Raw genomic sequence first — 19201 nt, forward strand, 5'->3', positions numbered from 1 at the left:
GGTAGGGGGTAGAATGCTGTGGAGCGGTCGTGCCCTGAATTGGAGTTAGCTGATGGTCCCTGAAGAGCTGTTTTCTCTCGCGTTAGGATTGGTTCCGCCGTGGTTGGTGGATCATGTGACTTTCACGGTGGAGGAGAAACGCCTGGATCTGCACATCAACTTTCCCAAGGGTAGTCGCTTTGCTTGCTCCGTCTGTGGTGAGGAGTGTCCGGTACATGATACCCGTGACCATACTTGGCGGCACATGGATTTCTTCCAGCATGAAGCCTATCTCCATGCCCGCGTACCTCGTGTGAAGTGCCAGGAGCATGGAGTGCATCAGATATCTGTTCCCTGGGCACGGGAAGGCTCGCATTTCACCCTGCTCTTCGAAGCGCTGATCATGACCCTGGTGCGGGAGATGCCGGTATTGACCGTAGCCCGCCTAGTCGGCGAGACCGACACGCTCCTGTGGCGGGTGATTGACCACTATGTGCCAGAAGCCCGTACCAGAGTGGATATGGCCCATGTCCATGCCGTCGGCGTCGATGAAACCAGCAGTCGGCGCGGCCACGACTACATCACGCTCTTCGTGGATCTGGATGCCCGGCGACTCTTGTTCGCTACTCCCGGCAAGGATGCCAAGACCTTTGAGAGATTCTCCGCAGATCTACAGGCCCATGGTGGTAGCGCGGAAGCGATCACCGATGTGAGCATGGACCTCTCGCCGGCCTTCCAGAAAGGGGCTGCCGAGCACCTGCCCAATGCGGAGATCACTTTCGATCGTTTTCACCTCATGAAGCTCGTCAACGAGGCCGTGGACGACGTGCGCAAGGGGGAAGTCCTCACTCAGCCAAATCTCAAAAAGACCCGCTGGCTCTGGCTCAAGAACGATTGCAACCTCAAGGTGAAGCAGAAAGAAAAGCTGCAGGCATTACTCAAAGACCAGAACCTCAAGACGGCGCAGGCCTACCAGTTCCGCCTGACCTTTCAGGACATCTTCACGATCAAGAATCGCCATCAGGGGGCTACCCTCTTGAAAGCCTGGTTGGAAAACGCCAGAACCAGCGATCTGCCGCCTATCGTCAAGGTCGCCTACACCATCATGAATCACTGGGATGGCGTGCTCCGATGGTTCGAGAGCCAGATCACCAATGGAATTCTGGAAGGTTTCAACAGCCTCATTCAATCCGCCAAGGCCAAGGCTCGGGGTTACCGCACGCACAAGAACTTTATCAACATGGCCTACCTGATCCTGGGCAAGCTGGATCTCAGGCTACCCACTTGAAATGACGAGGAACCAATCCGTCTTTCCTTGGTATAAATACCGTGTTCTGAAATAACTAGAGGACAATCTCTATGATTGCTAAGCAAACTTCCCAGATATCCTGCATAACCAGTTGAGGGACAATGGACAATACGTGTTGATGGTGCATTATTGAGCGCATTTTGTAGAAACCAAAGCGGTGCGTGCATTCCACGAATAGTCCAGAAGTAGTCCACAAAAGAGGGTTGATCGCTAATTTCTGAATAACAGGATAAAATGTATTCCCATACTTCCTTGCTTGCATAAAAATCATATTCTGAAATACCAAAATTGGTTGCAAATGCCCTGATCTCTAAATTGTTATGACCATGTAATGGACAATTTTTTATATTGTTATGTGCAGTTCTGGTTTTTTCTATAAGGTCAATCATGGCCCTTTTATGGGTTTTTCTTGATGGTGTTTTCTTATTAACATCGTAAAGAAAGTATTCAGCATAATATTTAACATTTTCGGGCAACGGGTAAGGCTCGCTTGTGTACTCCTCACGCATGCTCCCAAGAAAAATTATTCCAAATTGATATTCCGAAAATCCTGTTATCAGACGATTTACCCATGAAGACACTCCTCCACGGACATATGGAAACGTGCCTTCAAGCACAAGAAGGATATCTACCGACTCTGCTGGTGAGGTGCCTAGCATGTTTTCTGACCTAACCAATAGGATATGGAGGGCCCATAACGGGATGATAAATATATTTCAGGATATTTGCGATATATCTCACGAAGCTTGTCCATATTTTTTTTCTTGAAATATGCGGCCGCTAGATATGGTGCAATTGTAGAGCCAGCGATGTTTGATTTTTCGGCATCTTGGAGATGAGTGATCGCTTCATCTACTTCTCCAAGCTGTAGCGCATCAAGTCCTTGGAGCATTTTCATCGATGGTGATTGATGATAAATTCTTGTGGTGTCCACCGACCTCTTTGTGCTTGATGGGGATGCAGCAGTAGTTATTTCCTGAACGGCAGAGTGCCTTATATTCCAGTATATCCATTGTTTGTAGTCTTGCATGCGGATTAATGTTTTAGAGTTGCGTGTGAGTTTTATTTGTTTATTGAGGTTGATCAATAGTTCGGTATTTTCTTGTTCCCGTCTATCCAACGCGGCGTAAGCTAATAGTCGAACCTCTTCTGCATCATCGGATAATGCACCTCGCAGTAATTGAGATTGGCTATAAAATTGGGAATCAGCTATTTGCGAGATGGCTTCTAGTCGTTGGCGGGGGTCACGGGAATGACGGAGCCTTGCAGATACACTTCCGGGGGCTATAGTTGATAGTGTTAGTCGTGCATCACGCATTACAGCGGGCAGTTGTATTTTTTCAACAATCGGCGCATGCGCTTGTCTTAGAATGCTGCGCAGAAAAAATGCATAGACAAATACTATCACTGGGCCGAAGAGTGGAATGGTTGTTGCTATAATCACGATTAAAGAGAAAGAAAATAGTTTTTGCTGAGCTGCTTCGGATTTTGGGATAACGAGAAAGCTGAAGAGAACAAGGAGGAGCCAATATCCAGCGTATATAAACAGATCAATTTTGCTGAGTAATATACTCATGATGCTATGCCTTCTTCAAGTATCTGTCTGATCTGGCTTTCACAAGATCTATTGTTGACAGCCACAACTTTGTGGCTTGTATAACATTGATCCCATTGCTTACGATAATGAATATTGCTTTCGGCACGCATGCGTTGAAAGTGTCCTTCGGCAGCCATGTTTCCTGCAAAAGGTAATAAAGCGATTAAGTTAACTTTTTCATGGTTGTCATGGATCCAAAGAATATCCAATCCTCGCCGTAATCTCCCCAAATACTCCAGAACCTGATCTGAGGCTGGGCCCTTATGAAATTCATAAAGAACGAACATGCCTACCTGGGGGATGCGTTGTGCGAGTTTCTGTAATTGCATTAAGTCTATGGCAAACTCGGCAGGACAATCAGGCCAGATGTCTAGCAACGTGGCAGCTTTAATCTGAGAATCAGCATAATTACATAAATATTGGAAAATGACTTCAATGGTTTGTAAGCTTTCTTTATTAATGGCAAAAAATGACATGTCTTCGACTGTTAAGATGAAATGCATTCCGGGAGAGCTAGTATGAACATGCGCACTGATATAAGTATCGATCGCGGTTATTTCCAGGTTTGCCAGAGTTTGACTGTGTGCGCTTTCCATCGCTTCTCGCAGGACTGGATCATGGATTTCCCAAGGATGTACATCCCCAAAATTGGCAATGAGTGAAGGATTCGCCGCCCCTTTTTTAGTTTCGAAAATACTAGCAACTTGCACACCAACGAGTTGGTTCAAAAAATAAAGAATGCTTTCGCCAAGATCCTTATCTAAGACTCCCTTTTTTTCAGCAAGTTGTTTTTTCAGCTCGAGCATGGCACTGCGTATGGACATAGGGTGGTAAAGCAAACTTTGCTCTAAGCGATCCTGTGAGATTCTAGTAACATACAGATCATCTGATAACTGCCGGAAGCGCGTGGTGGTAATTTCTTCCTGTAATGATCTGCCTGCTTCTTTCCGTGTCCAGTAACCCGCATATTCTGAGGCAATCAAAATTACCAGTACTGTTCCGGCGAATACCTCAAGACCGCGAATTTCTGGATAGGGGTGCCATAAGAAGGTGCTTGCAAGAATTATGACGGACAGCAATGCTGGTAGTAACTCATAGCGAAGTGCAATCAGCAATGGAATAATCAAAAGCCAAGGGAATGGTTGTTTGAGCAATAGGGGATCTGTGGGGCTGAGCTCCCAGGCCAGCAGTAACCCAAGGACCGGAAACAGGAAAGCCTCTATCCATCCTGCTCCCCAGCGAGGGAGTGCGGTAATTAAGGTTATACGCATGCTGCTGAATTCTTTAGTGTAGAGCGCGCTGGAGCAGGCGCTGAATCAAGCCTTGGGCGAGTCCTCCAGTTCCGCCACGACCCAGACTACCACCATGGGCGCTCCCAACCCCGGTCCAGATGACTTTTTGTTCTGGCACATTGACGATCCAAAGTGTCATCGTCACTACAGGCTCCGCATTTATTCCTGCACGATAATTCCATTCGTCCACACTACCGCCCAAGGCATAGTGGATGCCGTCATTATGGGCACGACTCAGCGCTGCGGTATATTCTTTTTTCCAGTCACCCCCTAATAATGACTGGATACGGCTCCGTATAGGCAGAGTCCCTATCACCTTTTGATTATCACTTTGTAGAATGCCGGCCGCCAGCGCTGCAGCGCGTTCATTGGCCAGTGGGGTTTCGGTATTGTTGGCAAAGGGCAGTATGGTCCAGGTTGCATTCTTGCTCAAGGCAACAGGCTTAGCAGATTGTACGGTCATTCCAGCGCAGCCGCTGAGCATCAATATCAGGACGGGAATCCACAATCCTCTGGTTTTCATGATTTCTCCCTTTACGAGTCGTATTAAAAATAAAATCGATAATTCAATGAGAAGATTTGTTGATTTAATGCCAGACCATTCCCGCCTTGTCCCTGAGAATAGTCCAGACTGAGACGATCGGGCCCCAGTATTGCTGTGCTGATTCCTGCATTGAATTGATATTGAAATCCAAATCGGGAATTATCATATACGCTGAGCTGTAGGTCGGGAGTCCAGTCAGGGCGCAGTTCCTGATCCAGGGCGCCCCACTGGAGCCGCAGGCCATAATCGCCGTAACTTCCTGGTAGCACACTTTGCATGTTGCGATCATTCGCAGAGAGTACCTCTGCGACTACGCCCTCTGGTTCGGCACGGCGTTGGAGCGCGTGGTAGTCTGCAAAGGGACCGATATGAAATTCCCAAGGACCGAGATGGGTCCGCCAGAAAGCACCCAGCTCTCCATATTTATCCGTGCCCTGCTGGATGCCGTCTTGCCCCAGATATTGTGTCCAGCCTAATGCTGCATTAGCTGTCCAGGCATCAACTGTTTGCGTTAACTGCACTTGTGCTCGATTGGCCATGCCTGCAACAGCTAAAGCCGGGCTCTGAAAAGTCTGGGAATGATAACTGAGAAGTGTTGAAAGATTGGTTCCGTTCGTCAACTGCCAGTTCAGCACAAGCTTGCTGGTCCAGTTATTTCGTAGACCTCGGTATTCTCCGGCAGTGATATCCCCCTGCCAATGCAGGGTGCGCCAAAAAAATCCCATACTCGTACGATGTTGCATTCGAGGTGGCCGAACCAGTTGTGCATTTGGGCTGGCGTATTGCCACAAATTTTTACTTTTAAGCAAAATGCCCCAAAAAGGAGAGATGTGGATATGTGCGCTCAGCTCTGGCCCATACAACTGCAGCCCGTTGAAACTCTGCCAACTTCCCTGCACATGCACAAAACTGGACGTACGGGACAGACTCTCGACATACATGAGGCGGAGTTCGCGATCAAACGGGTTTACCTGCAATGCCTTGACGGCTAAGGCTTGCGCCTGAAGAGGGCGTCCCAGGTCTTCTTCGGCCTGAAATATCTCCTTGGGCGGCACGTCGGCAGGATGGGCCACGAGTGTCTGAATGGTATCCATGTCCCGTTTGTGTAAGGCCAGACTCAAAAGGGCCCAAGGTGGTGTTCTCGACGGATTGTTTTTGATAAGAAGCTCTGCCAATCCCCAATATTTTCGGGAAAGGCTCCAGGATATGGCGGGTAAATAGTTCCCACGCTCTGCAGCAGCCATAAGAATGGCTTGCGTTTGATTGCCCTCCTGGGGTGATGCGGACAGAGACTCAGCGAGTGTCTGCAATGCATCTTCCTGGCTTTGAGCCCCGAGCGGAGAAACTGATGATATGGCATTGGGTAGTTTGGCTGAGGCGGGCAGACTAGGTGCTGCCAGAGATGCACCTTCCATTCCTACAGGAATAGCCTCGTGTTCCAGTGCCTCTCTTTCAGCACGGTGTTTTTGATTGATCTCTTGATCGCGCAAAATAACCCGCAAATCAGGTTTGATGTTATTTTGCTCAGGATGGCTGTGCCGCTTTGATAAGGTGCTGGAGTCGGGCTTCGGCACGCTGTTTTGGGTATCCGCCAGCGCTTCCACGCTGGATGCCAAAGCGCAGGTGGCCAACAGCCACTTGCTGAAAATGCCAATTTTGGAATAAAGAGACATGGGAGCATTATTCATGAGTGGTCTCCTTCTTTTGCGGAAGGACGTGATGAAGTTGGGCCAGGCTACCTGCCATAGCTTCTTGGCGCATTGACCAGGCAATACCGGATTGGCCGGTAGATTCCCAAAGAGAAGCTTTATTGAGTAGTTGACGGTTATTCAGTTTTGACGGTTGCGAAGTTCGTTGAGCAAGAAATAATGCGCTTCTGTAGTGTCCCAAACGTTCCAGTGCATTCATAACAACGTCATGAAGCTCAGTTGATGGATGCAGGACGTCACCTACCAGCAAAGCTTGCAAAGCAGGCACATTACCGGAATCAACCAACATCCAGAGGAGATTGTTTTTGGCAATATTATCTTCTGGATTCATATGCAAAGCTTCTGCATATGCGCTCTCGGCTAGGTCATAGTTTTTCAGGGCATTGGCCCATTGACCCATGGCTAACCAATAGGTGGCATAGGAGAGGAGTCCCTGAGGATCATGCTTCGGAACAGATCGCAATAATTGTCCCAAAGTCTTCCAGTGTTGGGCCTGTCCTGCGTATGTCAGGCTCTCAAAATAAAAATAGGGGAGCTGAAATTTTTTCCAGCCCCGTTGGGCAACGGCAAGAGCGGCTTCCGGATTCTCTGCGCCAACCAGCATGATCAAACGTTGCAGGTCATATTGGCTGGCAGCATCAAGCAGATAGAGTTTTTTTTCGGCATCCAGAGCCGCTTGATGATCATGGAGTTCCCAGGCCAGTACGGCAAGTAAATGCCAGAATGGCACATCATTTAAGGTTGCTTGATTCCGTGTCCGGTTCATAGCGGCAAAAGCTTCTGCGTATTTACCTTGCATGGATAGCAGGCGAGCTTCCTGAATGGCAATATCCGGGGTGGCCTTAAAGTGTTTTTGAACACTTTGCAGTGCTGCCAGGCTTTGCGCGATTTCACCCCGCTGATAACTGAGATAAGCTTTTTGCTCTAATAAAAAGCGATTCGGTCCGGTGTGTTGCAGCGACAGATTGATGTCAGAAATAGCCTTGTCTGGCTCGCTCAGTTGTCCATAAGCATAAATCAGGGTTTTCCAGTCGGCATTACTCAGCCGACCGGCTCTTGCCAGAGGCGAAAGTAGCTGGATAACAATATCCGGCCGGGATAGTGCAGCGGCTAATTTGACTGCGGCCGCGAGGGCCCCCGGTTCCTTGTGGCGTGCTAACCAACGCCACTGCTGTAAAACGGTTTCGCGTTGCCCAAGCCAGGTACCCACCTGAATGAGCTTTTGGCGCCAGGAAATACTTTCTGGCTTTTGCAGCACAGCGGTGTAGGCCAGACGATAAGCTTCGTCCAACTGCCCAGATTGCAGGAACGCGCTATAGGCTAAATCGTAAAGTTCAGGAGAATAGCTGCCAGGAAAAGGCTGAACGACCATGGGAGGTTTATACCAGGATGGTGAAATGCCACCCTGATCCAGATATCCCATACCCTTTCCCGATTTGATGCTTTGCGCAAGGCTGGCCGCAAAAGCATCAACATTTGCCTTTTGCTGAGCATATTCTGTTCGCCATTTTGCGTCATCAGCGGCCAGGCTGCCGGGAGCTTTCCACCACGGTGTTACTGTGGCCGCATCATGGGCGAAAGCGGCGGATCCTGTGGCGATGAGAAAAATCCCGAGCAGTAAGGGGAAGTGTTTCATGGCTGATGAGCCTGTACTGGTTTTTCAAGTTCTGCTTTTAACCATCGGGCGGCCTGCTTGGGTTGTCCGGTGGATATGGCCAGACGAGCCATGATCAGAACAATCTCACGTTCCTTGGCGATGCCGGGGAGCCGGGATAAGGTTTTTTCTCCTTGGAACAGTGCGAGCTTGGCGCCCCCTCCTCCTTGAATCAGAGTAAGACCACGGATGAAATAGTCTTTCTGCAGTGGCGCTTGATCACAGTGCAGCGCCATTTGCAGCAGGAGTTGTCCAGCTTTGACGCTTTTGCCATTAGCTGTCCACGCTGCAGCTGCCGCGTGCATGGCATGAACGGCTACAGCAGGGTTTTTCCGGGCTACCGCCAACCAGGCTTCTGCACTTTGATCATAGGCTCCAATTCGCAGGGCATCGTTAGCAAATTGTGTATATTCTTTGGCAGACCAGCCGCCTTCCTTGAGTAATTGCTCCAAATAAAGGATGAGTGCTGCCTGCGCTCTTTTTCTAGCGAGAGAAGCGGGTGGCAGCGCCATGGCATGCGTCCAGTCTATTTTCCATTGCATGTGTTGCGCCTGCCGATATACCGGATCTTGAGGGTTACCAAGAATCGGTTGCAGTTGTTTTCTTGCCGCCATGTACTGGCCGCTGTGCAGCAAAAGCTCAGCGCTCTGGATACGGGCTATACCGTTTGCTGTTGAGCTTTGAAAATTCAGGCGCCCACGCCATCCATAACCCCAGGCAATAGCTACAATCACTATCAGTATGGTGAATACGAAAATCCAAATGCTAGCAGATCGCAGTACAGGTTGCGCCGGCGGCTGAGATTTATGGTGTGCAGGTGACATGCAAAGTGACATGCTGGGCTGAACTTTGAAGTTGTTCACTGGCTGGAACTTTTGTTGTCTGGCCGTTCATGCTTGCACGACAATTGCGGGCATTACCTAATTGTATTTGTACGGGAACAAAGCCCTCCAGTTTGGCGATAAAGCCGTTGTTTTCAGATGTGAATCCAGAGATGGGTGCGTTAGCGCTGACAATATAGGGAAGCGACCTGGGGTTCTTGCTGAGCGATAAATAGATAGATGGAGCTCCATCCATATGCACATAGAGCTTACCGTTGGGGCTCTGATTATATCCTGCTATGCCGTGGCTTTGGGCGATGTCAGGAATCCCGAGGCTGCTCGGCATCCGCAGCTCCCGCAGAGCACCAGCCTCGCCAATCCAGAAACCGCTTCCCTCGCGAGCGAGATGAATCGTATAAAAATTGTTGGCTATATGTGCGTAGTCAGCCACATAAATAGGGGTGATGGACTGCGTCAGCACCCAGTTATAAACTTTATCTACAGCTGAAATGGAAGCCAGTTTCGTGGCGCTGTACCAATGCGTATATATGTCTATGGGTTTAAGTCGATGCGGTTTGTTGGTCATTTCAAAGGTCTGAATGACATTTTCAAAGCCCCAGTATGGTCCGTGCCATTGATTGGTAAAGTAATCTTCATTCGCATCTGGCGCAAAAACCTGCAGCCATTTGCCCCGGAAAATACCAATGGGTGGCACTGCCGTAATACTGGGATCTTTTTTGCTAATGGTGCTTTCGCCGCCGTTGATATTCATAAGCCCGGCCTTGTAGGCAAGACCAACCACCTGAGCATCGGGTTCGCAATCACCTGACCACTGATCAATCACCACCTTTTTGTCCGGTGGGGACAGGTGTTTATCAATCCATTTGGCGGCGCCAACCGCTTCCATATAAGGACTGAATTTGTAACCCGGTACCGGCAGATTGATGCCGGGATAATCCTTGCCGGCCTCAATGGCGGGCCAGTCAAAGGGATGCGACCACATGTGTGAACCAATTTCCACATAAGGTAACCGGAATACCTCACGCGCCACTTTGGTGCCCAAAGGTACCAGAGCCGGATACAGGCCGCGGTCACCCGGTAATAAATCACCGACTATGATAGAGCCGGTAAAGGGTAGTTTATATTTCTCCAGGATCCGGTGCATGTAGACCTCCCCGGCAATGTGGTAGGGAGGAAACTGCGCACGGCTGACAAATCCATCGCCATCGGTATGCGCCATAAACAGTCTGCGTCCACTTTCTGTAGTGGTGTCGGGAACCGGTATATCCGGCAAACGAAATGCCTCGGTGTATAGCTGGAAGGGATTGATCAGCCAACGGGTATCTTTATTAGGCAGGGTAGTGAGGAGATAGGGTGAGAGTACATAGCCTCCCCAAGGGGTTATGGCTGCAGCATCTTCAGTTTGGCCCCCAGGACTTTTCAGCGTGAGCCATACATGGCTATCGGAAGGCGCGGTGATTTGCAAAAAATCTCTGGGGTTTGCCGTAATGGGCATCTCATAGCTCATGTTTTTGTTTTGAGATGTAATGCTCAGGGAACTGACGTTCTGGCTCACTGGCTTGCTCATGCCCAGGTCCATATAAGTTTTGTCATCCAGAGCATCCTGAAAATCGCCGATCAACAATATAGGAATGCCTGCTGCCTTGGCTTCATCCAGCCAGTGAGATATGCCAGCAACATCTTTGACAGGCTCACCATCACTCCAAAGTATGACGCCGGCATATTCTCCGGGGCGAGGACTATCGGGTAATCCTTCGGATAGGCGACGAAATTGCGGAACATAACCGAGGTATTCAAGAGGCATCGCGCCATTGGCAAAGGCAGAGCTATATTGTTTCGGATCAGAGCTGTTATACAAAATGAGCACGTGGCGAGGCATGGGTTCCCGTAAACCAGCACCCACAGCACTTAGCCCAGCATCAGTAACATACGGAACAAAACCCAGAGATTGGATTTTTTGTGCATCTTTCCACCAGCAGTGACGATTCAGCTGGGGTGGCATGTAGTCGATCACAATAGCGGGCAATCCATACGCCTGAACTTTCCTGAGTTCGGAAATCAGCTCTTTCTGGACAGGCTCAGGAACGGACGAGTAGCTTCTTGTTTCTTGATCCCACTGTTTGAACAAAGATTCTGCAACTACTCCGACAATATCTTTATGAATCTCGGGAAGCACTGAAAAACCGCGATTGGCGATGAGCTGAACATTGGGGTGGGCGCTTTTAATGGCCTGGATGAGTTGCACTAATCCATTTTCTTGCGCTTTTTGAGCCATGGGATTTTTATCAACGAGCTTGAATGAATCCAGAGTGTCCATGAAAAAGGCGTGATAACCTTGTTGCCATATAGGATTAATCACCTGCTTCAGCAAATAGTTGCGACAGTCAGCATGAGAGAGATTGATGATTTTCCCTCCCCAAACTGCATTGCTGCCCAACACGCAACTCTCTGGAAGGTTCTGGTAGCGGGCATCTCCCGGGGTGGTTTCGCCGATGCTGACATAAGCAAAAACCTGTTGGTTCTGATCAAAGTCGCTCGGCAGTCGCTGATTGCCGGGGTTTACCACAACCCACTTGAAGTCTCGGAATGCTTCTGGGGCAGAACCAGAACCATAATAGAAGCCTACGCTGGGCAGGGTGCTGGCCAGGGCTGACCAGGGCAGAAGCGTCCAACACAAAAGCAAGATACTTAATCTGGGCCGCAGCAGCGTAATGAATTTTGTCATGAGGTTCGCTCGTTATCACTCCATTTTGCGTATGAGAATAACATAAAAACCTATGCATAACAGGAGCGACTCAGGACATTATCACTTTCTAAAATCTAATGTATGTATTCGCATGAATAGCGAAGTCTATAACAATTTTTTATCAGGGCGCTGAGTTATATTGAAAATATACTCAGGGGGACCTTACTGAATCTCTCAACGCAGTAAAAACCCTTGCTGACGCAAAAATTCCGCCATGTGCGGGCGGGCCTCACGTCCAGTCAGGCCTGCAACCTCCTGACTCCAGCTGCTGGTTTTCTGTCCTGCGGAGCGATTTTGGTAGTAGGTAGCCATGTCAGGGCCCTGTCAACCTTCCATCTAAGCTGCTGATGGAGTAGCACAAAGGGTTTTTCTGGACTTCTCAGGATGAATGCGGTAACTTTTGCCGCATGGAAGTCCCAACTCTCACCGAAAACCAGCAAGCCAGCCTGCACCGTGTTCAGGTGCGACCCATCCTGCCCACGGAGCGGGAACGCTGGAATACGCTGATGCAAACGTATCACTACCGGGGCTTTCGCACCTTGGCGGGCCGTAACCTGCGCTATGTGGCTACGCTCGATGGTCGCTGGGTAGCGTTACTGGGCTGGCATGCCGCCGCTTTTCAATGCCAGGCGCGGGATCGGTGGATCGGCTGGTCCTGGATCTTGCGCCGCCAGCGCTTGCATCTCATCGCCAACAATGCCCGTTTTCTGATCCTGCCCGGAGAATCCTTCCCGAATCTGGCGTCCCGTATTCTGGCGCTGAACCTGCACAGGCTCTCTGCGGACTGGCAATCCGTCTATGGGCATCCCATCGTGCTGGCTGAGACCTTTGTGGAATCCCCCCGTTTTACCGGTGCCTGCTACCGGGCCGCCAACTGGGTGGATGTCGGCGGAACCAAGGGCTTCGCCCGCCGTCCCGGTGGTGGCTATGTCCACCACGGCCAACCTAAACGTCTTCTGCTCTTTCCTCTCCATCCACAGGCGCGGGCCTGGTTGGCCCAGCCGCAGCCCCAACTCGAATGGACCCATACCCCCATGCAAACCGTGACGTTGAGCGACCGCGCAAATGGAAGGCTTGCGCCAAATCTTTTTCCGCCTTCCCGATACCCGCAGCAAACTAGGCAAGCAGCATCCCCTCCCGGCCATCCTGACGGTGGCCGTGGCCGCTGTCCTGACGCGGGCCGAAAGTTATGCCGCCATCGCCGAGTGGGGCGGTCGCTTGACCCAGGCTCAATTGAAGCGCATCCGCGCCCGATTCGATCCCAAAACCAAGCGCTACCTCGCCCCCTCCGAACCGACCATCCGGCGCGTCTTGCAAGGGGCCGATGTGGAGGCGCTGGATGCGGCGATCGGCGCCTGGCTACTGGGTACGGCGGGCTTTGAAGCGGTGGCCGTCGATGGCAAAGTCCTCAAAGGGGCCGCACGCGCAGACGGCGCTCAGGTGCATCTGCTCAGCGCGTTCCTGCATGGACAGGGGGCCACCATCGCGCAAAAAGAAATCGCCCGGAAAACCAACGAAATTCCAGAACTGCGCAACCTGCTCCAGGACGTCAACATCGCGGGCAAGGTCGTCACCGCCGATGCCCTGCATACCCAGCGGGAGACCGCCCGCTTCCTCGTCGAAGACAAGAAAGCCGATTATCTCTTCACCGCCGTCAAAGGCAATCAACGAAAACTCCGCGACCGTCTGACGTGCCTCCCTTGGGGCGATTTTCCCCCTCAACGCTGAAACCACAGAGGTCGGGCATGGCCGCTTTGAATACCGCAAAATCATCGTCGCCACCCGGGCAACCGGCCTCCATTTTCCGCATGTCGGACAAGCTTTCCTGATCCAACGCTCCACCATCAACAGCAAAGAGGGCACGATTCGGGATGATTATGCCTTCGGACTCACCAGCCTGACCCCGGATCGTGCCACGCCCGAAAATCTGTTGGGCTTGGCCCGTGGTCACTGGGAAATTGAAAACCGGAACCATCATGTCCGCGATGTGACTTTCCACGAGGACCTCTCCCAAGTCCGTACCCAGAACGGTCCCCATATGATGGCGACCTTGCGCGAACTGGCCATGAGCATTATGCGTCTCACTGGCGTCAAGAATATCGCCAAAGCGTGCCGGGATTTCGCCGCCAGCGCGCACAAAACGCTCCGCCAACTCGGATACTGAGGCGCCACCACGGGGTTTACCTATCCGAGAATAGCTCCGGAGGGCGAGCTGCGTCCGTCAGCCACCCCATTCACGATTCTGCACCCAAAATCGCCTGAAAATGCCGCATTTCCACCAACTATAGCCCCTTCAAACCACCATTAAAATCAGTGGCGAAAACCTCTGCTACTATATCTGGCGAGCTTGACGGAGCCCTGTAGCCATGTTGCGATCGTAGTCTTCGATGAGTGCTGCATCCTGGCTTTCGTCAAAGCGGTTTTCCTGAAGGACTGCTGCCAATGGTAAGCGGGGTTTGACCTCCACTTCCTGGGCGGGATACCCGAGACACAGGCCAAAGAGCGGATAAACCTGTTGGGGTAATCCTAACAATGTGCTGATTTCGGCAGGATGGTTGCGTACGGCCCCGATATAACAGGCACCCAAGCCTTGAGATTCTGCTGCTACGGTACAGTTTTGCGCACACAAAGCCGTATCAACGGTGGCAATCAGAAAATGCTCAGTCATACCGGCCACGAAGGGCGGCCCTATCTGATCGCAAACCCCTTGAGCACGCCGCAAGTCCGCACAGAACACCAGAAAAACGGGGGCCTCCAGCACATATGTCTGCTGCCCTGCCAGTGTCGACAACTGTTTGCGTAAATCCGGATCGGTAATTTGAATGATGCGATAGGCTTGCAGGTTACTGGAGCTGGAGGCCTGCTGCCCGCATCGGACAATATCCTCAAGAAGACCATCGGGCAGAGGATCAGAACGAAATTTTCGAATCGAACGATGAGACTGCAAAAGTGGGAGAACATCAGTCATGCGTCAGCTCCTGGATAGAAGGGTTCGAAAAGGAGTAAAGCCATTGGCGCAAATTTCATTGAGAATTTGACGATCTCTGCGCGCTTGTTCCTCAAGGCGTGATTTGCTTCACGGGGCGCACCAGAATTTCCTCAACCAGAACATGCGGCGGCTGGGCAAAGCTGTACACGAGTGCCTGGGCTACATCTTCTGGATGCAGGGCCTCCAGGGACTGTCGCCTTTCGCGCATGCTTTCTTCGGGAACATTGAACCCCCATTCTGTCCATACAGCGCCGGGTTCAATGAGCGCCACGCGAATGCCCTCAGGTCCCAATTCCTTACGCAGGGCATCGTGAAATCCCACGACCGCAAATTTTGTCGCATTATAAACGGACCATCCCGGTAGTCCATAGCGGCCCCCCACACTGGAAACCGTGGAAATCATGGCGCCAGGGCGACCTCTGAGTAGAGGAATAGCCAAATGAGTACAGCGCAGGACGCCATATAAATTGGCTTCGATCATTTCCTCCCATTCCACGACCTTGCTCTCTGCAAAAGGGGCGTGATAGCCCAGCCCGGCATTATTGAAAAGTAGATCGATTCCCTGGTATTTATTGCCTATAAGCTCAAAAAGATGGTGAACTTCTTCAGGATTTCGCAAATCGGCCGGAACAACTTGTGCTGATGCACCTATTTCCTGTGCTAATTTTTCGAGGCGCTCTTTTCGCCGCGCCACCAGCACCACTTGCATGCCCTCTGCAGCAAGCAGGCGGGCGCTAGCCTCACCGATTCCACTGGAAGCGCCAGTGATGACGGCAACTTTATGGGTTAAATCTTGCATTTTCATGGTGATTACCTCGTTAAATGGACAGTGCAAGCCGATTTTTGCTATAAATTGCCCAGTGGGTCTAAAATACCGGCTAGTTGGTATTTAAGCTAGTCAATGTGACGTTTTACGTCAAGGCAAAAGTGAATGTCATGCAGCAGTCGTGTCGAATGCAGCGGTATATTCAGTCCGTGTTCTCCGGGAGTTAATGGAGAAATCACCATCATTTCACAAGGAGAAAATCATGTCCGTAAACAAAGACCAGACATCCATGATATACCGCAGGCTCGGACGCAGTGGTTTGCAAGTGAGTCTATTTTCGCTGGGTTCCTGGGTTACCTTCCATAATCAAGTCGATCATGTCGGCGTGCGCGAGATGATGGCCATGGCATGGGATGCCGGGGTCAATTTTTTCGACAATGCCGAAGTGTATGCCAATGGTGAAAGTGAAGTCTTGATGGGAAAAGCACTGAAAGAGCTTTCCTGGAATCGGCTGGATTATGTGATTTCCAGTAAATTTTATTGGGGATTGAAAGGCGGCGAAATGCCGCAGTCGTCGATCAATAGCCGCAATACGCTCAATCGAAAATACTTGCTGCAGGCGGTTGATGGTAGCCTCCAGCGTTTGGGTCTGGAATATCTGGATCTGATTTACTGCCATCGGGCAGATCAGCATACGCCTATCGAAGAAACCGTGTGGGCCATGCACCATATTATCGAGCAAGGCAAAGCACTGTACTGGGGAACCAGCGAGTGGAGTGCCGCTGAAATCATGGCTGCCTGGGAGATTGCCGAACGTCACCATTTGCACAAACCGGTGATGGAACAACCAGAATACCATTTATTCCATCGGCAGCGGGTAGAAAAAGAATATGCGCGACTCTATGAGCATATGGGTTTGGGGTTGACTACCTGGAGTCCCCTGGCTTCCGGATTGCTCACTGGAAAATATTTAAACGGTGTTCCGGAAGGCAGTCGTGCCTCCTTGCAGGCACTCTCTTTTTTGAAAGAAGGTTTGCTGGACCCGGATAAAAATGCTGCTGTCGCAGAGCTGCGGGATTTCGCCCAATCTATCAATTGCAGCGTTTCGCAGTTAGCCTTGGCCTGGGTGGCTCATAACCCCCATGTAAGTTCTGTCATTCTGGGGGCCTCCCGCCAGGAGCAATTGCAGGAGAATCTTGCCGCCCTCCATGTTCTCAAAGCATTAACGCCCGAAAATGTGCAGCGAATTGAATCCATCACGGAAAAATATGCGGACTGAAAAAACAGGATCAGGGCAGAAGATTACTCTCTACAAAGCGCTTCTTTAGGTAGTCCATCGTTATTTTCCATAGCGGGATGACTTATTTCTGGTCATCCCCGTTCTCATTCCTGAAGCTTGCTTCTGCGGCATCCATTTCATCGGCGGCACTACGTTCAGGGATCTGCTCGTCTTCATCGTTGCTTTCTTCCACCACCGGTTTAGGTGTCGGTATTCTGGCCGCGAAGAACAGGCCCAGCTCAAAGAGCATGTACATGGGGATGAGAAGCAGCACCATGGACATGACATCGGGAGGACTCAGAATGGCTGAGGCAATGGCGCAGATTAAAAAAGCGTAGCGTCGGCTTCGCTTTAATGTGGCGACCTGAAGAATACCCACGCGCACCAGTACAACAATCAAAATGGGAATCTGAAAAGCCAGACCAAATGCCAGAGAAAACTTCACGATCAGGGCCAGATAACTGTCCACTTTTGGCATGGCGGTAATATCCGACCCGGAGAAGCTGGTAAAAAAGCGAAAAGCGTTGGGAAAAACGATAAAGTATGCGAAGAGCATACCGCCCACAAACAAAAAAATGGAAGCAAATATAAGCGGGAAAAAAGCCCTGCGCTCGTGTTCATACAAGCCTGGAGCCAGGAATGCCCAGAATTGATAAAGCACCACCGGCAACGCGATCACAAAGCCTGAAATCAGGGATAATTGTACATAGGTCAGAAATACTTCCGGAAGGCTGGTGTAAATCAGATGGCTGCCCTTGGGCAGAACGGCAATCAGGGGAGCGGCGAGAATATTATAAATACTTTTGGAGAATGGATAGGAGACCAGGAAGCCGACAAAAATAGCAATAATAGCAATCAGTACCCTTCGGCGCAGTTCCAGCAAGTGACCGATAAAGGTGTTTTCCGCCAGCTTCTCCTTCTCCATGTTTATACAATTTCCTCAGGCGGAATATCAGAGATAAAGTAAAAACGACAAGATGAGATGATTCCAGAAATCAACGGAAAACCGAGGGCATTGAAGCTCATCAATCCATTAGCGGGCTTGTAAATGCATTAATGAAGCCGATCTTCCGGGCCGGGACGGTCTTCAGCATGAATGCTTGGCGGGAAGGTATCAATATCCAGTTCTGCCTGCCGACCAACATGGCTCTCCGGTGGGGACACAGTGGCGCTGACTGGTGCGTTTTCGCTGCTCGCCCGTAAGGTGGACGATGCAGTAATGTCACCAGGCAGCAATTCCTCATTGGCGTAATCCCTGAGATTGTCGGCCTCTTTGCGCAACTCGTCCAGCAAAAGCTGCTGCTCTACTTCGGAGCGCAGACCGGTCATGGTACGACGCATTACCCCGTACCATTTCCCCGCCGTACGTGCCATCTCAGGCATTTTCTCGGGTCCGACCACGAGCAGGACAATAATCCCGAGAAGCGCCAGTTCGCCAAAACTGAAATCAAACATGGCGGATCAACGATTGACGGTTTCGTGCTCTTTACTGGGCTGGACACTGGCATCTATGGTATGACCGATGCTCGCGTCCTTTTTTTCTTCCTCTTCCTTAACGGCGGAGCGGAAGCTTTTGATGGCGGAACCCAGATCCGAACCGACATTACGTAATTTGGCGGTTCCAAAAAGCGCTACCACAATCAATAAAATGATCACTAAATGCCAGATACTAAAAGCGCCCATCACTGCTCTCCTTGCCCCGAGGGGCTATGCGCTACAAGCTAACTCTTTGACCATAGGAAAAAGTATTGGTTGCGTCAAGCTGGTGGACGGCGTGCTGCCTTTTCCTCCAGACCGGAAACACCCTCACGTCTTGCCAGTTCACCGAGGACGTCATCAATATGCAATTCCTGTTCCTCCAAGGCGACCATCATGTGAAAGAGCAGATCGGCGGCTTCGGCAATAATCTGTTTTTGCTCATGATTTTTGCATGCCAGAACAAACTCCGTGGCTTCTTCACCGACTTTTTTCAAAATCCGGTCCTGTCCGCCATGGAGCAGCTGCGCCACGTAGGACTGGCCGGGATCAGCCTGCCGGCGTTGCTGCAGGGTGGCCTGCAGGCTGTCGAGAATGCTGCCGGGCGGCGGTGCCTGGTGTTGCCAGCCATCGCTGCCCGCCACCCCCTGAAAAAAACAGGTGGGCTCTCCGGTATGGCAGGCTGCTCCTTCCTGAATGACGCGCATCAGCAGGGTATCTCCATCACAATCCAGCCGTAGGTCGACCAGGTGCTGATAATGCCCGGAGCTTTCGCCCTTGCGCCACAGTGCCTGGCGGGAGCGTGACCAGTAGGTGCCCATCTGGTCCTGTAGCGTTGCCTGGAGGGCTTCGGCATTCATCCATGCCAGCATCAATACCTGACCGGTGCGGGCATCCTGGGTGATGGTGGGTACCAGACCATCGGCATTCCAGCGGATCGCCGTCAGCAGCTCCCTGTATTGTTTGTCACCCATGTGCTTGTCCATCTCCATCAGTGTCTCATGCTTGCTCATTGAATA

General features: G+C 50.9%; 19 protein-coding genes and 1 pseudogene. 5 read left to right on the forward strand and 15 right to left on the reverse strand.

Going from position 1 to position 19201, the window contains the following annotated elements; translation table 11 throughout:
- Positions 1-52: 52 nt before the first annotated feature.
- Complete coding sequence (locus B1757_RS00200) at positions 53-1267, forward strand: ISL3 family transposase (protein WP_101536405.1); 1215 nt, start codon at positions 53-55, stop codon at positions 1265-1267.
- On the opposite strand, the gene pelF is transcribed toward B1757_RS00200, so the two are convergent.
- The 9 genes from pelF to B1757_RS15280 form a co-directional block, all read right to left on the reverse strand.
- On the reverse strand, positions 1225-1947 hold the full coding sequence (pelF, locus tag B1757_RS00205; protein WP_101536406.1) for a GT4 family glycosyltransferase PelF: 723 nt from the start codon (positions 1945-1947) through the stop codon (positions 1225-1227). The genes B1757_RS00200 and pelF overlap by 43 nt on opposite strands.
- A complete protein-coding gene (locus B1757_RS00210; protein ID WP_101536407.1) occupies positions 1941-2864 on the reverse strand; it encodes a HEAT repeat domain-containing protein in 924 nt (307 codons plus the stop codon). Before B1757_RS00210 ends, pelF begins: the two co-directional genes overlap by 7 nt.
- A complete protein-coding gene (locus tag B1757_RS00215; protein ID WP_101536408.1) occupies positions 2861-4156 on the reverse strand; it encodes a PelD GGDEF domain-containing protein in 1296 nt (431 codons plus the stop codon). Before B1757_RS00215 ends, B1757_RS00210 begins: the two co-directional genes overlap by 4 nt.
- Positions 4157-4169: 13 nt before the next feature.
- Positions 4170-4700 carry a hypothetical protein gene (locus B1757_RS00220; protein WP_101536409.1) on the reverse strand — a complete coding sequence of 177 codons (531 nt, stop codon included), beginning with the start codon at positions 4698-4700 and terminating at the stop codon, positions 4170-4172.
- 23 nt (positions 4701-4723) lie between these two features.
- Positions 4724-6409 (reverse strand): hypothetical protein, encoded by a 1686-nt coding sequence (locus tag B1757_RS00225; protein ID WP_101536410.1) that lies wholly within the window; start codon positions 6407-6409, stop codon positions 4724-4726.
- The gene (locus tag B1757_RS00230) at positions 6402-8066 is read right to left on the reverse strand and encodes a tetratricopeptide repeat protein (RefSeq protein WP_101536411.1); all 1665 of its coding nucleotides are present in this window, start codon (positions 8064-8066) and stop codon (positions 6402-6404) included. The genes B1757_RS00225 and B1757_RS00230 overlap by 8 nt, the downstream gene beginning before the upstream one ends.
- Positions 8063-8698: a hypothetical protein gene (locus B1757_RS00235; protein ID WP_143484184.1), complete on the reverse strand. Its 636-nt coding sequence runs from the start codon at positions 8696-8698 to the stop codon at positions 8063-8065. The genes B1757_RS00230 and B1757_RS00235 overlap by 4 nt, the downstream gene beginning before the upstream one ends.
- Positions 8699-8888: 190 nt before the next feature.
- A complete protein-coding gene (locus tag B1757_RS00240) occupies positions 8889-11651 on the reverse strand; it encodes a bifunctional glycoside hydrolase/polysaccharide deacetylase family protein (protein WP_101536413.1) in 2763 nt (920 codons plus the stop codon).
- Positions 11652-11846: 195 nt separating this feature from the next.
- Entirely contained in the window at positions 11847-11984 is a 138-nt protein-coding gene (locus B1757_RS15280) for a hypothetical protein (RefSeq protein ID WP_172437547.1), read from the reverse strand.
- A gap of 194 nt (positions 11985-12178) precedes the next feature.
- Here B1757_RS15280 and B1757_RS15950 point away from each other — a divergent pair.
- From B1757_RS15950 to B1757_RS15955, 3 genes and pseudogenes are all read left to right on the forward strand, one after another.
- Positions 12179-12517: pseudogene (locus B1757_RS15950) on the forward strand (Druantia anti-phage system protein DruA); the annotation flags it as partial.
- 220 nt (positions 12518-12737) lie between these two features.
- Complete coding sequence (locus tag B1757_RS14955; RefSeq protein ID WP_143484185.1) at positions 12738-13400, forward strand: ISAs1 family transposase; 663 nt, start codon at positions 12738-12740, stop codon at positions 13398-13400.
- Positions 13401-13443: 43 nt separating this feature from the next.
- Complete coding sequence (locus tag B1757_RS15955) at positions 13444-13836, forward strand: hypothetical protein (RefSeq protein WP_368233151.1); 393 nt, start codon at positions 13444-13446, stop codon at positions 13834-13836.
- A gap of 168 nt (positions 13837-14004) precedes the next feature.
- Here B1757_RS15955 and nfsA read toward each other — a convergent pair whose 3' ends face one another.
- On the reverse strand, positions 14005-14640 hold the full coding sequence (nfsA, locus tag B1757_RS00260) for an oxygen-insensitive NADPH nitroreductase (protein WP_101536417.1): 636 nt from the start codon (positions 14638-14640) through the stop codon (positions 14005-14007).
- Positions 14641-14731: 91 nt separating this feature from the next.
- Positions 14732-15466 (reverse strand): SDR family oxidoreductase, encoded by a 735-nt coding sequence (locus B1757_RS00265; RefSeq protein WP_101536418.1) that lies wholly within the window; start codon positions 15464-15466, stop codon positions 14732-14734.
- Positions 15467-15689: 223 nt separating this feature from the next.
- On the opposite strand from B1757_RS00265, the gene B1757_RS00270 reads away from it, so the two are divergent.
- The gene (locus B1757_RS00270) at positions 15690-16706 is read left to right on the forward strand and encodes a potassium channel beta subunit family protein (RefSeq protein WP_253253633.1); all 1017 of its coding nucleotides are present in this window, start codon (positions 15690-15692) and stop codon (positions 16704-16706) included.
- Between the two features lie 82 nt (positions 16707-16788).
- Here the strand turns inward: B1757_RS00270 and tatC are convergent, their stop codons facing one another.
- The 4 genes from tatC to hisIE form a co-directional block, all read right to left on the reverse strand.
- The gene (tatC, locus tag B1757_RS00275; protein ID WP_101536419.1) at positions 16789-17631 is read right to left on the reverse strand and encodes a twin-arginine translocase subunit TatC; all 843 of its coding nucleotides are present in this window, start codon (positions 17629-17631) and stop codon (positions 16789-16791) included.
- A 128-nt stretch (positions 17632-17759) separates the two neighbouring features.
- Positions 17760-18161, reverse strand: coding sequence for a Sec-independent protein translocase protein TatB (tatB, locus tag B1757_RS00280; protein ID WP_101536420.1), 402 nt, complete (start codon positions 18159-18161; stop codon positions 17760-17762).
- Positions 18162-18167: 6 nt separating this feature from the next.
- Positions 18168-18389, reverse strand: a complete 222-nt coding sequence (gene tatA, locus B1757_RS00285; RefSeq protein ID WP_101536421.1) for a Sec-independent protein translocase subunit TatA — start codon at positions 18387-18389, stop codon at positions 18168-18170.
- 74 nt (positions 18390-18463) lie between these two features.
- Positions 18464-19156, reverse strand: a complete 693-nt coding sequence (hisIE, locus tag B1757_RS00290) for a bifunctional phosphoribosyl-AMP cyclohydrolase/phosphoribosyl-ATP diphosphatase HisIE (protein WP_101536450.1) — start codon at positions 19154-19156, stop codon at positions 18464-18466.
- Between the last annotated feature and the right edge of the window lie 45 nt (positions 19157-19201).

The sequence above is a fragment of the Acidithiobacillus marinus genome, assembly GCF_002847505.1.
Classification (GTDB): Bacteria; Pseudomonadota; Gammaproteobacteria; order Acidithiobacillales; family Acidithiobacillaceae; genus Acidithiobacillus; species Acidithiobacillus marinus.